The organism is Moraxella sp. K1664, assembly GCF_039693965.1.
GTDB lineage: Bacteria > Pseudomonadota > Gammaproteobacteria > Pseudomonadales > Moraxellaceae > Moraxella.
The window spans coordinates 868,976-883,585 of sequence record NZ_CP155576.1; the positions used below are offsets into that span (position 1 = coordinate 868,976).

Here is a 14,610-nt window from a genome sequence, read left to right on the forward strand (position 1 = left end):
AAAAGGGCATGACGCCCTTTTTTAATGATTGCCTTTAAGTGTTAAATGCTAAATCTTACCATGACATTGTTTATACTTTAAGCCACTGCCACAGGGGCAGGGGGCGTTACGGTTGATGTTGGCAGGGATAAAGACATCATCGGTGTTTTGGGTTTCTGCGGTGTCGCCCACATCTGTCATGCTTTGGTTGGTGTCCATGCTGGTATTAGTGTTGGTATTGGCATGACCGTTTGGCATAAGATTTGGCATGGACGGTACGGCACCGCCTAGACTGACCGTGATACGCTGGACATTTTGGGTGGCTCGTGGGCGACTCTCATCGGTGGCAATCCCACCTTCTAACCCCATGTCATTATGCTCAAAATGCAGTCGCATCATCTCGGCTTGACGGCGACGCTCTTCTTCCATTTGGGCAATCTCTTCTGGGGTGGCGATATGCACCCGTGCCAAGTCCTGCACCACGTCTGATTTAATTGCCCCAAGCATGGACTGGAACAAATCAAAAGATTCACGCTTATACTCTTGCTCGGGATTCTTTTGGGCGTAGCTACGCAAATGAATGCCTTTACGCAGCTGATCCATTTGGGTCAAATGCTCTTTCCAGTGGCGGTCAAGGTTGCGGAGCATAAAATCACGCTCCAATCGGGCAGCGTTTTGTTCGCCCATGGACTCACGTTTTTTCTGATAATGAGCAATGGCAAACTCAATAATCTTAGCACGCAAACCCTCTTCATCGAGACGGCGGTCAGCGTCCAGCCAGTCATTAATCGGCATATAATAGCCAAAGGCGTCCTCAATCTCATCTTCTAGCCCGTCAATGTTCCACTGGTCATCGACCGAACCTACTGGCACGAACTGCGTGATAAGGGCGTTATACACCTCATGGTGCATGGCTTTGATAGACTCTTGTAAATCAATCTCTTCTAGCAAATCATCACGCTGTCCATAGATGACCTTACGCTGTTCGTTGGCGACATCATCGTATTTTAGCAGGCTTTTGCGAGCATCAAAATCACGAGCTTCTACCTTGCCCTGTGCGTTCTCAATCGAGCGAGACACCATTTTATGCTCAATAGCTTCATCCTCTTTTAGCCCCATGGCACGCATCATTGACACCACACGGTCGCCTGCAAAAATCCGCATCAAGTCATCTTCTAGTGATAAGAAAAAGCGAGACTGACCGGGGTCTCCTTGTCGTCCTGCACGTCCACGTAATTGGTTGTCAATACGGCGTGATTCGTGGCGTTCAGAGCCGATGATGTGTAGTCCACCTGCTGCTTTGACCGCCTCGTTACGAGCTTGCCATTGGCTTTGTAACTCGCTCTTTTGGGCATCGGTGAGTGCGTCCAAATCCTCTATCTCTGCCTGCCAGTTACCGCCTAGGATAATATCCGTACCACGACCTGCCATGTTGGTGGCAATGGTTACCGCAGATGGTCTGCCTGCTTGGGCGATGATTTCGGCTTCTCGTTCGTGCTGTTTGGCGTTTAGGACGTTATGTTTAATGCCAGCTTGGTCAAGCAAATACGACAGCTCCTCACTTGCCTCAATGGTTGCCGTACCGACCAGTACAGGGGCTCCTTTGGCGGTGATTTGGCGAATCTCACGGATAATGCCTTGATATTTACCCAATTTGGATAAGAAAATTTGGTCGTTCAAATCCACACGAGCAATCGGACGGTGCGTGGGAATGATGACCACATCAATGTCATAAGTGGACTTAAACTCCGCCGCTTCGGTGTCTGCCGTCCCTGTCATGCCAGAGAGCTTGTCATACAGACGAAAATAGTTTTGGAACGTGGTGGTTGCCATGGTTTGGTTTTCGGCTTGAATCTCCACACCCTCTTTGGCTTCTACCGCTTGATGTAGCCCCTCACTCCACCGTCTACCGGGCATGGTACGCCCCGTGTTTTCGTCCACGATGACGATTTCATTATCATCAGAGATGATATAATGCACGTTTTTGATGAACAGATGATGAGCCCTAATCGCCGCCTGCACATGAGCAAGTAGGGGCAGACGAGCAGGGCTGTACAGGCTTTCTTTTTCGCCAAGCTCGCCCACTTCTATCAAGAATTTCTCAATTTTCTCATAGCCTTTTTCGCTAATCTCAATGGCTCGGTTTTTCTCATCAATCCAAAAATCCTCCGCCACATTGTTTTTATTATCCTCTTCGTTGTCGGATTTTTTTAGGCGGGGAATGATGTTATTAATCAAGGCATACAGATGAGCCGAGTCTTCGGCTTGCCCCGAGATGATGAGTGGTGTTCGAGCCTCGTCAATCAAAATACTGTCAATCTCATCGATGATACAGTAGTTTAAGGGACGCTGTTTTTTCTCATCTTTGCTAAACACCATGTTATCACGCAGATAATCAAAACCGTATTCGTTGTTGGTGCCATAAGTGATGTCGGCACGGTAGGCATCAAATTTCTCGTGGGGCGGCTGTTGGCTATAAATCACGCCCACCGTCAGCCCCAAGAAGCTAAACAGTCCACGGTTTAGCTCGGCATCACGCCCTGCCAGATAGTCGTTCACCGTTACAACGTGTACGCCCTTGCCACTGATGGCATTTAGGTACATGGCAAGGGTTGCCATTAAGGTCTTACCCTCGCCCGTTTTCATCTCGGCAATCTTACCCTCGTGCAAGGTCATGCCACCGATGAGCTGAACGTCATAGTGTCTCATGCCGTTCACACGTTTGGACGCTTCACGGCACACGGCAAACGCTTCGGGCAAGAGCCTATCAAGGCTCTCGCCATTGGCATGACGGCTTTTAAACTCATCGGTTTTTTGGCGTAGCTCATCATCAGACAGTGCCGAGATTGTGGGTTCAAGGGCGTTAATCTTGTCCACCTGCCTTTGCATACGCTTTAATTCACGTTCGTTTTTGGTGCCGAATACAGCACTGATGGCTTTTGTTAGCATGGTTTTTTCCAAATTGCACAGGGCAAAAATATTTTATAACAGCAATTTTAATTAGCAATACAATCAAATTATATGGTAGTCAATTTTAAAAAATCAACCAATCAGCTCACCAAATGCCTTATCTGCACAAACAAGTGTCCGCTCAATGTCATCATCGGTGTGGGCAATAGACATAAAGGCAGCTTCAAAGGCAGATGGGGCAAGATAGACACCCTGTTCTAGCATGGCATGAAAAAACTGATTAAAACGCTTGGTGTCGGCGTGTGCCACATCATCAAAGTTTTTGGGTAACTCTTTGCTAAAAAACAGCCCAAACATACCGCCCACATAACAACTTGAAAAGTCTATGCCATGTTTATCCGCCAGTTTTTGTAAGCCATTGACCAATTTGGCGGTTTTGGCGGTTAATTGTTCATAAAAATCCGGACGGGTTAATTCATCAAACATTGCCTTACCTGCACGCATGGCCAAAGGGTTGCCTGAGAGCGTTCCTGCTTGATACACACCACCTAAGGGGGCGATACACTCCATAATCTCACGCTTACCGCCAAACGCCCCCACAGGCAAGCCAGCTCCGATGATTTTGCCAAAGGTGCTAAGGTCGGGGGTAATGCCAAAATGATGACTTGCCCCTTTTAGTCCCACACGAAAACCTGTCATCACCTCATCAAAAATCAACACCGCCCCGTGCTTGGTGCAAAGCTCACGCAGGGTGTTATGAAATTCTTGGCTTGGGATAACCATGTTCATGTTGCCCGCTATCGGCTCTAAAATCACGCATGCAAATTCATCACCAAATTTGTCAAAGGCAGATTGTAGTGCTTGGGTGTCATTATAAGGTAGAGTAATGGTATGTTTGGCAAAGTCGGCAGGCACGCCCTTGGATGTCGGCTCACCAATATCTAGCATGCCAGAGCCTGCCTTAACAAGCAAGCTGTCTGAATGCCCATGATAGCACCCCTCAAATTTGACAATCTTGTCTCGCCCTGTGTAGCCACGAGCCAGACGAATGGCACTCATGGTAGCTTCTGTGCCTGATGACACCATGCGAATGAGCTCAATGTGTGGCATGATATCGGCAATCAAATCCGCCATGGTCGTCTCAAATGGCGTGGGAGCCCCAAAAGACAAGCCGTCATCACAGGCGAGCTTTACCGCATCGACGACCTTGGGGTGAGCATGACCCAAAATCATCGGCCCCCACGAACCCACATAATCAATGTACTCACGCCCTTGGGTATCATACATATATGCACCCTTGGCACGGCTTATAAAAACAGGCGTACCACCCACACCTGCAAAGGCACGGACAGGCGAGTTTACACCCCCTGGGATACGGCGTTTGGCTTTTTCAAATAAGACTTGGTCGGCGGTAAGTGTCGTCATGGGAGTTCCTATGTTATCAATAAAAGAGAATGGATAAATCAGCCTATTTTATCATTTTTTGGCGTGGCTGTCTGATTTGATTTTGCTCGATAAATATTTGACATGAGATTGGAATCATTCCTTGATTTCACCCAAGACAGATGTTTACTACTGATGAATTTTACACAAAAATGCTATTTTTTATTTAAATTTTTCAAAAAAACCGATATAATAGTACAACAAATAACACAAAAAATATTTATCGTAATATTTGATTACATAAAATTACAATAAATTGAGCAAAAAGCAAACATCAGTACCACGGAGATTTGACATGGTCATGAGTATGAACCCCAATGATTTTGTCAATGAGAAATCAGTTGCCCCCATGAACGATAACAAACACCCAGCCAAGCAAGAGCTTGACACGCTGACCGTCCACAATATGGACGACAAAGAGCAAGGCTCGCCCCTTGTGGCGTTTTTAAAAAAACACCAAACCTTTTTAATACTCCAATGTGTGCTACTCATTTTACTTGGGGTAAGTTTTTTGTTTTGGTGATTTAACGCCAACAAATTTATCCGACCCTGCCCAGTCGCAGGGTTTTTTATAAATCCAGCTCCTGCCTTGATGTAAATTCCCACCGCTCGCCTGTGATAGGGTCGTCAAATACAAGGTGTTTGGCAAGTAATTGTAAGGGACTAGTAAAGTCATCTTTGGGCTTATGACGGACAGATGGATAATACGGGTCATGGCAGATGGGTGTGCCAAGATGGTTTAGATGAACTCTAAGCTGATGAAGTTTGCCGGTCGTGGGGCGAAGTTCGTACTTGGCAAGGTCGCCTTTGACCGCCAAAATATCAATGTGCGTGTGCGTATTGGCAGACTTGTCGGCATTGACACGCATGACATAAAACGGCTCGCCACGTTCCAAATGCAGGCGAATATCTGTCGGCATTGTTAAGTTATGATTAACAGTGGCGATGGCATGATACACTTTGGTGATGGCATGATGAGCAAATAAGGCTTGATACTGATGGCGAGTGGCGACATTTTTACTGACGAGAATGAGCCCTGCCGTCTCTCTGTCTAGCCTGTGAATGGGGGATAAATCAGCGTTGCCCGTATCGGCTTTTAGGCGAGCAAGCAGGGTCTGTTTGACATAACTGCCCGATGGCGTTACCGCCAAAAAATGGGGTTTATCCACCACCATAAACTCATCATTTTCAAACAAAATTTGATAATCAAATGGCACAACAACCTCACACGCTAAGCTACGGTAATAATAAATCGTCCGCCCATGTAGATAGGGTGCATCTGACATCAATGGCACAAACCCACCCTCTGTTGTATCGCTCCACACATCACCATTCTCAAAACGTGCCCACCATTCATCAAAGCTGACATGGGGGAATTTTTGGCATAAAAATACCAACAAATTCTTGGGTGTATTGTTTAATTTTTCTAAATAAATACGGCTTGGAGATACGCCGTCTTTCATGGGTGGTGCAGTTTGGAGCATGGTGTGGTTTTTATAAGATGTCAACATGGTTTTATGTCATTTTATCACATTTATCATCTCATTTATCATCTCATGATTTTTGTGATATCACAATCATCTTGACATATCTAAATTTATAGATATAATGATATATTGTTTATAAAATCACCTGCATTCAATTCATGAAATCTACCGACATTTTTAAAGTGCTGGGCAACGATGTTCGCTACCAAATTTTACTGTGGCTAAAAGACCCTGCCACACATTTTGGGGTGGATGCCTTGCGTTGTACAGAAACAGGATTTGATGGTGGGATTTGTGTGGGTGTGATTGCCGACAAATCAGGACTTGCCCAATCGGTAATTTCAAGCTATCTAAACAGTCTGCAACAAACAGGGCTAATAGAGAGCAAACGCCTTGGCAAATGGACGTATTACCGCTACTGCCCAAGCGGTGTGGACGGCTTTATCCGCCAAGTGCGTGATGAGATTGGCGGGTTGTCTGATTAACATAATTTGCCCTTTGTGGTGCGTTGATAATCGAGCAAATGCAATTCGCCCCCGCCTATCCATTTAATCAAATAACACCCAAAAATTTTGCCAAAACATATCTAAATTTTTATAAATGTAAAAGCGAGAAAACCCATGACCGACTTATCTATTTTAAACCTTGCTCCCTTACGAGACGGCGAGACGTTCAATGATGCCATTGACAACCTTGTGGGCTTGGCACAGCTTGCCGAACGCACAGGCTACGCTCGCTACTGGATTGCCGAACATCACAATATGCCCTATCTGGCAAGCTCCGCCACAAGCCTTTTAATCCAACGTGTGCTTGACAAAACAAGCACAATCCGAGTCGGCTCGGGTGGTGTCATGCTCCCCAACCATTCGCCCTTTGTCGTTGCCGAGCAGTACGGCACACTGGCAAGCCTATACCCCAACCGTGTGGATTTAGGGCTTGGGCGAGCCCCTGGTACAGACCCTGCCACCGCACGAGCCATTCGCCGTCATCGGGACGATTTTGCGATGAGTTTTCCAAGCGACATTAAAGAGTTGCAGTTTTATTTTGGCAATGACGACAGCGACAAAGTGCGAGCCTACCCTGCCAAAGGGTTAAATGTGCCACTTTATATCTTAGGTTCTAGTCCTGAGAGTGCTTATTTGGCGGCGGAATTGGGTTTGCCTTATGCTTTTGCATCTCACTTTGCACCACGCTTTTTAACACAGGCGGTTGAGATTTATCGCAAAGAATTTAAGCCCTCTGATGTGCTTGACAAACCCAAGGTCATCGTTGGGCTAAATGCCATCGTTGCTGATACCGACAGCGAAGCGAAACTTTTGGCGACCACCAGTTTACAGTTTTTCCTAAATGTGGTAACGGGCGAACGCTCAGGCATGAAACCGCCAGTACCAGACATTGAAAGTCGTATCCCACCGCACATCTTATCCATGGCAAAGAGCATGACGGCGTGTAGCGTGATTGGTTCACCAAAGACGGTCAAAGCCCAATTAGAGCAACTACAAAGCCAAGTCAATGCCGATGAATTTATGGCGGTAAGCTACATTTATGACAAAGACAAGCAGGCTCGCTCGTATGAGCTACTTGCTGATGTGGCAAAAGGTTGACTTGATGTTTTAATGGCGTATTGGAAATCATATTTACCCAAAAACCTGCCCAAAAGTAGGATAGATTAACAATAGCATATTGTTTTACTATGGTTAAAGAGCCTAAAACTTGATGCGTTTACAAGGGCGAATGTGATTCGTCCCTACCGTCCAATTTAACAATACCAATTTAGCAATCAACCCTTTTTATTTTAAAGAGAAAATTTATGACTGATACAACCCCACTTTTTACTCCGTTTACCCTAAATAATGGCGTGGAGATAAAAAACCGCCTTGTCGTTGCCCCAATGACCCACTATGCGTCCAATCCTGACGGCACGTTGTCCGATGAAGAGCGGGCGTTTTTGACAGGGCGGTCGGACGATTTTGGCTTATTTATCACGGCGGCGACTTTGGTACACCCAAGCGGTAAAGCCTTTGTCGGGCAACCGTCCGCTTATGATGAGAGCCATTTGGAAAGCCTAACCGAAATTGCAGGTATCATCAAGCAAGGCGGTGCAAAAGCGATTTTGCAAATTCATCATGGCGGTTATCAGTCGCTTGCCCAGTTTGGCGAAGTCATCGCTCCGTCTAATATGGACAACGGCAAGCAGTCTGCCCGAGCCATGAGCGTGGACGAGATACAGGCAGTCATCACAGGCTTTGGCGTGGCAACCGACCTAGCGATAAGAGCAGGGTTTGATGGCGTGGAGATTCATGGGGCGAATAATTATCTTATTCAGCAGTTTTTCTCGCCCCAAGCCAACAAACGAGATGATGAGTGGGGCGGAAGCCTACAAAACCGCTTGCGTTTCCCCAAAGCCGTCATCAAAACGGTCAATGATGTTAAAGCCAAGCACGACAAGGCGGAATTTATCGTGGGCTATCGCTTTTCGCCAGAAGAAGCAGGCGATGATGGCTTGACGATGGCGGATGCGTTTGATTTGATTGACGCTTTGGTGGATGAGCCACTGCAATACCTGCACGTCTCGTTGTGGGATTTTTATAAAAAGGCAAGACGTGGGGCGAACACCAATTTGACTCGCATAGAACAGCTCCATGCCCGCATTGGTGGGAAACTGCCACTCATTGGCGTGGGCTGCCTTTTGTCTGCTGATGATGTGGTGCGTGCGTATGGCACAGGCTGGGCGGATTTTGTGGCGGTGGGTAAGGCGGTCATGATGAACCCCAATTTTGCCACGCTATTAAAGACAGGCGACACCGACAAAATCGCCACGCACATCGACCCTGAGCGTAACGACATCTACAAAATCCCAAGCCAGCTTTGGGCGTATCAGCAAAAAGGGCTTGCCTATCTACCGCCATTAAAGGGCAAAGAATGGCAACCTTTGGATATGTGATGAGTATATTTCAAAAAGGGCGAAATGATTCACCCAATCTAATTTTTTAATTTTATAAACCCCAACTAGGAGATACCCATGACAAACCCACAAGCGATTGATTTGGACGATTTAAACCTTGATGAGCTGGATTTTGATACCATGCTTGGCGATTTGGCGGACGTGAGCGTGGTCGGCGGATTTGATGGCGACAATGATGACGGCTGTGAAGGCGGTGCGTGTAAGATTTAGATTACCCAAATCTTTTGACGATTTAATCAGGTCTTGGAATACAAGAGCTGATTAAATCACTTTAAAATCAACAATCATTACTTCCAGAGCAATCGCACTACCCCTTACCAAACAACAACTGTTCAAGATAAGACTTATTCTGTGAAACTCTCATTTTACTGCGTTTCACAGAGAGTTTAGCATCCCCATTGGCTCGAATTAAGTTTAATGCGGTACGAGTCAGTAATGCTTTATTTGCTTTTTCATGACGTTCAAGACTTTTTTGGTCATCTTCACCAAAGATAACATCTAACACCCAATGCTGACTGTTTTCAATAGACCAATGGTTACAAATGGCATCAGCAATCATATTAACATCTGTCAGGGAGCTTAGGTAATAACGGCGTTCAGTGGTCACCTTATCTTTAACATCACGAATGGATTCTACCATGACCACTGCATGAAGGTTAGTCCAATCATCTTTACCTGATAACCAATCAGGTTGTGTTGATGTCGCATAACGTCTTGTCTTAATACGACCGTGGTCTTTTTCGACAGTCTGTATGCTGGTCATGTTGTTATTATTAAGCTTGCTGTTTAACCACAGTACGATGTCTTCATACAAAGTTTTGTGGTTTTGCTTTAAGGCAAAGATGTACTTGGCTTTTGCTTTAATGATTTGTTTGCTGATGTCTTTTTGACAGTAAAATGTCCTTTTTGCTCACATTTTATGATTTATTGTGGGTTTGTCGATGGTTGTGGTGCGATTGCTCTAAATGGCAGACAACGCTATAAGTGCAAAGGTTGTAGTCATTACTTCTCTGTCAAAAAGCCTATTCGCCATAAAAGTAATGAGACCAAACAAATGGCAATCAAGATGTACTTAGAAGGCTTAGGGTTTCGTACCATTGGTAGATTGCTGAATATTTCTCATCAAACAGTCTATAAATGGGTCAAACAGCTTGGAGAAGAACATCAAATCAGATTTGATGATAAGCAAGAAATTGACCTTGTAGAACTTGATGAAATTCACAGTTATACCAAACACAAAAAAACTACTGTTGGGCTTGGATTGCCATCAGCCGACACACAAAACGCATCTTAGGCTTTGTTTGCGGTAAGCAAGACACCAACACTTTTATGAAACTGTACAACCCAACTAAACCCATACAACATCAAACTGTTTTGTTCTGACGGAAATCCTATCAAGAAATTATCCCAAGTCATCAACATTTACAAAGCAAAAAAGAGACTTTTACCATAGAAGGTTATAACAGCTTGATTCGACATTACCTAGCAAGGTTCAAAAGAAGAACTAAATGCTATTCTAAATGTCAACATATGATAGAATGTTCTCTTAACCTACTCTTTGCTAAGTGGAATGGGTGTTTGAAGTTTGCGTTTTGAGTTTACAATGCCAAAAATAAATAGCCACACAAGTTAAAATCCCCTTGCCAAACAAGGGGATTTTGATTAACTATCACAATATCACAAAAAACCAAATTACCAAGTATAGGACAATTTGACCCCTGCTTTGGTATGGTCAGCATCTTTGCCGTCAGTACGCATAAGCGACAACTGTGCCATAACTTGCCCTGTGCGTGCTGTCAGCCCAAACTCATTTGTCCACACAACAGGCGTATCTTGATCAAAAGCGTATCCATTGACAGACATAGGTTTGTTGCCACCGCCTTGGCGTAAACTGCTGTTTAAGCTCGACTCAATGGTAACCGCCCCTACTTGCATGGCTTTACCAAGGCGTACGCCAACAAAACGGTCGTAGCGATTAGTCGTGGGATGATAGATTTTGGCATTGTCAAGCGTATAGCTAAGACTTGGCGTATGATACACTCTTGCCCCAATATAAGGCTTAACAAAAACATCACTTAACACCAAATCCGCCCCCACAGTCGCCCCAAGTTGGGTGCTGGTGCGTTTTAGTGTTTGGCTTTGCCCATTAAAATCAAGTTCGCTATTGCTATGAGCAATCGCCGTATCCACCGCCACAAAGCCTTGTGGTAAATGATATTTGGCATAGGCGGACAAGGCGTTTAGATCAGCTTTGTTTGTGCCACGCTCAAAATCAGCTTGTGCATTGGCGTGCGACAACGCCACACCAAAAATCGCATTTGGACTAATCGGTGTATCTATACCCACTTGCACAAGCGTGCTTTTGGCATCATAACCACGATGTAAATCACTGTGGTGCTTACCAAGCTCATGCTCACTGGTCGCCCATACACGGCGGATGGATGTATCAGTCAAATGACGAGTCAAGGCATCAGCATTTTGCGATAATAGCGTTTGGTGTAAAGTATTTTCAATCAAGCCAGCATTGCTATGACGGCTGATAATATCCGCTTGTCTATATTTTTGGCGTTCGGCTTCAATTCTTGCTTGTTCTGCTTTTTCAGCTTCGGCTTTTTGCTTAGCAATTTCAGCTTGTTTTTGTTTTTCGGCTTCTGCTTTTTGGCGTTCGGCTTCAATTCTTGCTTGTTCTGCTTTTTCAGCTTCGGCTTTAATTTTTTCTTCCATTTTGGGATTGTATAAACGATAATCGCCGTCATCATCAATCAATCTATACTGATATGCTCCTTTGTCCACCACTTGTCCGTCATTGGCTAAGCGAACTTGCAAATTATCTGCTTTTTTTACTGTCAAAAGCGACAAGCGGTCGGCGTGTGTTGGTTCTGCACCTGTATCTTTAACATTTAACAAAAAATCGCCTGTGGCATTATCAGCACTAACATGGTCTGCTTTTTTGCCTGCAATATCAGTCAAATAATAAAAAGTTCCACGCCCTAATAAATTACTGACAGTCAATTCATGATAATTGTCATTTTTGCCTGCATCATAGCCGTCATTTAGCACGATGTTGGCATTATCCAGATTCAAACTGGGTATTTGGCTGTCTTCTATCAAAGTCCAAAAACTACCCGTATCCATGGTCATATGGCTTTGGTCACTAGCCTTAACACTGCCCGTCAAATGAGCTTTACTGCCAAGCTGTAAATGGGCGTTGTCGGTCATGGCGACATTGCCTGTAATTGAAGTGGTAGGCAATGTATCAAATATTGAATTATCAAGATTTTTGATAGCACAAGTGGTCAATCCTGTGCGGTCAGAACGCACGCACTCGCTGTCATTTTGGCTAAATCCTAATTTTGCGGTCGCTTGGTTAGACAGTTCAAAATCACCTGTTACGCCAGACACATTGCGACTGACGATAAGTTTACTGTTGTCTTGTGCCTTAAAGGTTTTTGCGTTAAATTGGCGGTTTTGCCAATCGTTGTCTTTGATGACTTCTTGGCGATTTTGATGGTCATAAGCGTGCGGTGTGGGGCGACCTGACAAAACAAGCGTGCCGTTTTTGTGTGCTGATAGCGTACCATCTAAATCGCTACCACCTGACAACAACAAATACGCATTATCAATATGCGGATTAAATGCCACATCTAACTTGCTATTTTTGCCGTGCGTTTGGTCATTTTCACCCAAAAAGCCATTAAAAGCGGTATGTTGGTTTTGAGCGTTTTTCTTGGCAAGCACTCGTGCTATCGCTTTTTGTTTGCCTTCTTCGCCTGAACCAATAAATTCCCAGTGATCATTTGAATTTTGATCTACTGGATAAAATGCCCCTGCTCGACCCTTTAACAAAAAATAATCTTTGCGATTATCACGCCAGTTATTGACATACTCATAAATGTCGCCACCTGCTTGACTCCATTTACCCCATTTAATCTCATCTGGGGTCATCGCCCGATTGCCTGCAATAGATACGGTCGCTTTGTTGTCATGATGATTGACAATTTGAGCACCTTCATCCATATTGGCAATACGGTTAAAGGCAATATCTTGCCCATTGACATCTAATCTACCGCCCCTAAAACCAAAATACAACTTATCCCAGTCCATTTGAGCATTATCGCCCACGACAACTGTGCCACGCCCTGAAACAATACCAACACTATTAAAGGCTTGTTTTTGGTTTTTGTTGTCGGCTTTTTGGTTTAACACAACCGTACCATCGCCAACACTAATATCGCCTTGGTTTATGCCTGTACCACCAACAACAAGCGTGCCTTTACCCAATTTGGATAAACGGTCATTTTTGGGATTTTTAATCTGCCAATCTACGCTTTTATCTTTGGCAACAACCACACCTGCTCCCACCCAAGTATGGTCAGGATTATCAGCGGTAACGGTCGCATTTTGAGCAAAACGCAACGCTCCTGCACCTTGATTTAAATTATCCGTCAAACGCAAAGTATTGTTATTACCGTTAATAACTAAGGTCTTACCATGATTTAATTGAGCGTCAATTTGTTTTATGCGTGCTGGCGATTCACTGTTGAATACATCAAGCTCTTGATTTACTGTTTTGCCATTTTCTTGATAGCTAAGCTGTGCTTTACCTGCTTGTTTTGGACTAATAACAATGGCTTGGTTGTTTACATCAAGTGTTACACCAATATCATCATTCATCATTTGTTTGTTATAGTCAGAACGAGCTATTGACCAAGTGTTAGAATAGATGCCTTTGCCACGATCGGCTAAAAAATTTAAAGTCCCAGCTATTTTCCAAACTTTTTGCTCTTTATCATAAACCAAAATACCTGAACCGCTATCCCCCGGTAGTCCAAGCGTTACCAAAGCACCATGACGATTACCAAACAGATGTCCGCCTGCATCAAGCCAATCTTTGCGGTCGCCTGTGATTTCAACTGGCACACCCCCTGTCAAATACGCATATGCACTTGAAATAGACTGTACATCACTGCCTTTAACACTCTCAGCACGCTGTGTACCTGACCCTGCCCTAGCAAAAGTATAGCGGTCAGGATTTTTGACCAACTCGCTAGTACTCACACCTTCTAGCGTAGGTATTGGTGCAACTTCGGTAACCATTTTATTCAGGCGTGGTAAATGATAATCCCAATTACCTGGATACTGTTTTTGAAATTCAGCAAGTTTTTGTTTGTCATTTTTGATATCATCGCTAGGCTTTGGATAGTTATTATTATCCACCAACTTATAATCATAATAGGGGTTATCGGTGTGATTATCAGTACCACTTGCCCCAAAACGCATTGAAGCATAACCGCCATTATGTGCCACGCTTAACAAATACTGCTCATCAACCAAAGTCGCCACGCCATTAGCACCCACAACCGCCAAATCAGGCATTGGGATATCTTCAAGCATCTTGCCAACTTTTTCGCCTTGCTTATTATAAATATCTACATTAGTCTCACCGATAACAAATTGTCCTTTGTTTTCGGCAAAATCACGAAAGTACTGGTAATCCACATCGTTACGCACGCTTGACGCATAGGCAGTAGAAGCATACATAAGCCACGCTGTGAGCCACGCCAAAGTTTTCATGGGCGACAGCACGCTTTTAATAGGCGACAATATCGCAGGCAACGGATAAAAAGTTTTGGTAGATAAGCAATCTATGGATGGACGATTTGACATAATTAGTTTTACAATTGATTAAAAGTCCGCTAGTATAATACAAAAAAACCAATAAATCACTATACTTGTGATTATTTTTTAGTATCATTTCTTTGGTATAAATGATATAAATTTTTAAAAATTCTTTATTAGACTTCCTGCAAAACCCTTCCTATGCTA

General features: G+C 44.3%; 9 protein-coding genes and 2 pseudogenes. 6 read left to right on the forward strand and 5 right to left on the reverse strand.

From position 1 onward, the window contains the following. Positions 1–48 precede the first annotated feature (48 nt). Positions 49–2,928, reverse strand: coding sequence for a preprotein translocase subunit SecA (gene secA / locus AAHK14_RS04545; protein ID WP_065256090.1), 2,880 nt, complete (start codon positions 2,926–2,928; stop codon positions 49–51). Between the two features lie 93 nt (positions 2,929–3,021). Next, on the reverse strand, positions 3,022–4,314 hold the full coding sequence (gene hemL / locus AAHK14_RS04550) for a glutamate-1-semialdehyde 2,1-aminomutase (protein WP_065256091.1): 1,293 nt from the start codon (positions 4,312–4,314) through the stop codon (positions 3,022–3,024). Positions 4,315–4,633: 319 nt separating this feature from the next. Between hemL and AAHK14_RS04555 the strand changes: the two genes are divergently transcribed. Then, positions 4,634–4,855 carry a hypothetical protein gene (locus AAHK14_RS04555; protein WP_156065113.1) on the forward strand — a complete coding sequence of 74 codons (222 nt, stop codon included), beginning with the start codon at positions 4,634–4,636 and terminating at the stop codon, positions 4,853–4,855. A gap of 46 nt (positions 4,856–4,901) precedes the next feature. On the opposite strand, the gene AAHK14_RS04560 is transcribed toward AAHK14_RS04555, so the two are convergent. Continuing rightward, a complete protein-coding gene (locus AAHK14_RS04560) occupies positions 4,902–5,843 on the reverse strand; it encodes a pseudouridine synthase (protein ID WP_227514706.1) in 942 nt (313 codons plus the stop codon). A gap of 134 nt (positions 5,844–5,977) precedes the next feature. Here AAHK14_RS04560 and AAHK14_RS04565 point away from each other — a divergent pair, with 134 nt between their 5' ends. From AAHK14_RS04565 to AAHK14_RS04580, 4 genes are all read left to right on the forward strand, one after another. After that, a complete protein-coding gene (locus AAHK14_RS04565; protein ID WP_065256093.1) occupies positions 5,978–6,304 on the forward strand; it encodes a helix-turn-helix transcriptional regulator in 327 nt (108 codons plus the stop codon). Between the two features lie 135 nt (positions 6,305–6,439). Further along, positions 6,440–7,423 (forward strand): LLM class flavin-dependent oxidoreductase, encoded by a 984-nt coding sequence (locus tag AAHK14_RS04570; protein ID WP_065256094.1) that lies wholly within the window; start codon positions 6,440–6,442, stop codon positions 7,421–7,423. 206 nt (positions 7,424–7,629) lie between these two features. Then, on the forward strand, positions 7,630–8,763 hold the full coding sequence (locus AAHK14_RS04575; RefSeq protein WP_065256095.1) for an NADH-dependent flavin oxidoreductase: 1,134 nt from the start codon (positions 7,630–7,632) through the stop codon (positions 8,761–8,763). Between the two features lie 78 nt (positions 8,764–8,841). Continuing rightward, positions 8,842–8,994, forward strand: coding sequence for a hypothetical protein (locus AAHK14_RS04580; RefSeq protein WP_156065115.1), 153 nt, complete (start codon positions 8,842–8,844; stop codon positions 8,992–8,994). A 97-nt stretch (positions 8,995–9,091) separates the two neighbouring features. Here the strand turns inward: AAHK14_RS04580 and AAHK14_RS04585 are convergent. Continuing rightward, positions 9,092–9,667 (reverse strand): annotated as a pseudogene (locus AAHK14_RS04585) (ISAs1 family transposase); the annotation flags it as partial. A gap of 36 nt (positions 9,668–9,703) precedes the next feature. On the opposite strand from AAHK14_RS04585, the pseudogene AAHK14_RS04590 reads away from it, so the two are divergent. Beyond that, positions 9,704–10,380, forward strand: a pseudogene (locus AAHK14_RS04590) (IS1 family transposase). 96 nt (positions 10,381–10,476) lie between these two features. Here AAHK14_RS04590 and AAHK14_RS04595 read toward each other — a convergent pair. Continuing rightward, complete coding sequence (locus tag AAHK14_RS04595) at positions 10,477–14,451, reverse strand: S6 family peptidase (RefSeq protein WP_083108335.1); 3,975 nt, start codon at positions 14,449–14,451, stop codon at positions 10,477–10,479. Positions 14,452–14,610 lie beyond the last annotated feature (159 nt).

Coding starts and splice junctions, on each gene's coding strand:
- AAHK14_RS04570 (WP_065256094.1), top strand. CDS start 6,440: ATGACCGACTTATCTATTTTAAACCTTGCTCCCTTACGAGACGGCGAG.
- AAHK14_RS04555 (WP_156065113.1), top strand. CDS start 4,634: ATGAGTATGAACCCCAATGATTTTGTCAATGAGAAATCAGTTGCCCCC.
- AAHK14_RS04595 (WP_083108335.1), bottom strand. CDS start 14,451: ATGTCAAATCGTCCATCCATAGATTGCTTATCTACCAAAACTTTTTAT.
- AAHK14_RS04575 (WP_065256095.1), top strand. CDS start 7,630: ATGACTGATACAACCCCACTTTTTACTCCGTTTACCCTAAATAATGGC.
- secA (WP_065256090.1), bottom strand. CDS start 2,928: ATGCTAACAAAAGCCATCAGTGCTGTATTCGGCACCAAAAACGAACGT.
- AAHK14_RS04580 (WP_156065115.1), top strand. CDS start 8,842: ATGACAAACCCACAAGCGATTGATTTGGACGATTTAAACCTTGATGAG.
- AAHK14_RS04565 (WP_065256093.1), top strand. CDS start 5,978: ATGAAATCTACCGACATTTTTAAAGTGCTGGGCAACGATGTTCGCTAC.
- hemL (WP_065256091.1), bottom strand. CDS start 4,314: ATGACGACACTTACCGCCGACCAAGTCTTATTTGAAAAAGCCAAACGC.
- AAHK14_RS04560 (WP_227514706.1), bottom strand. CDS start 5,843: ATGTTGACATCTTATAAAAACCACACCATGCTCCAAACTGCACCACCC.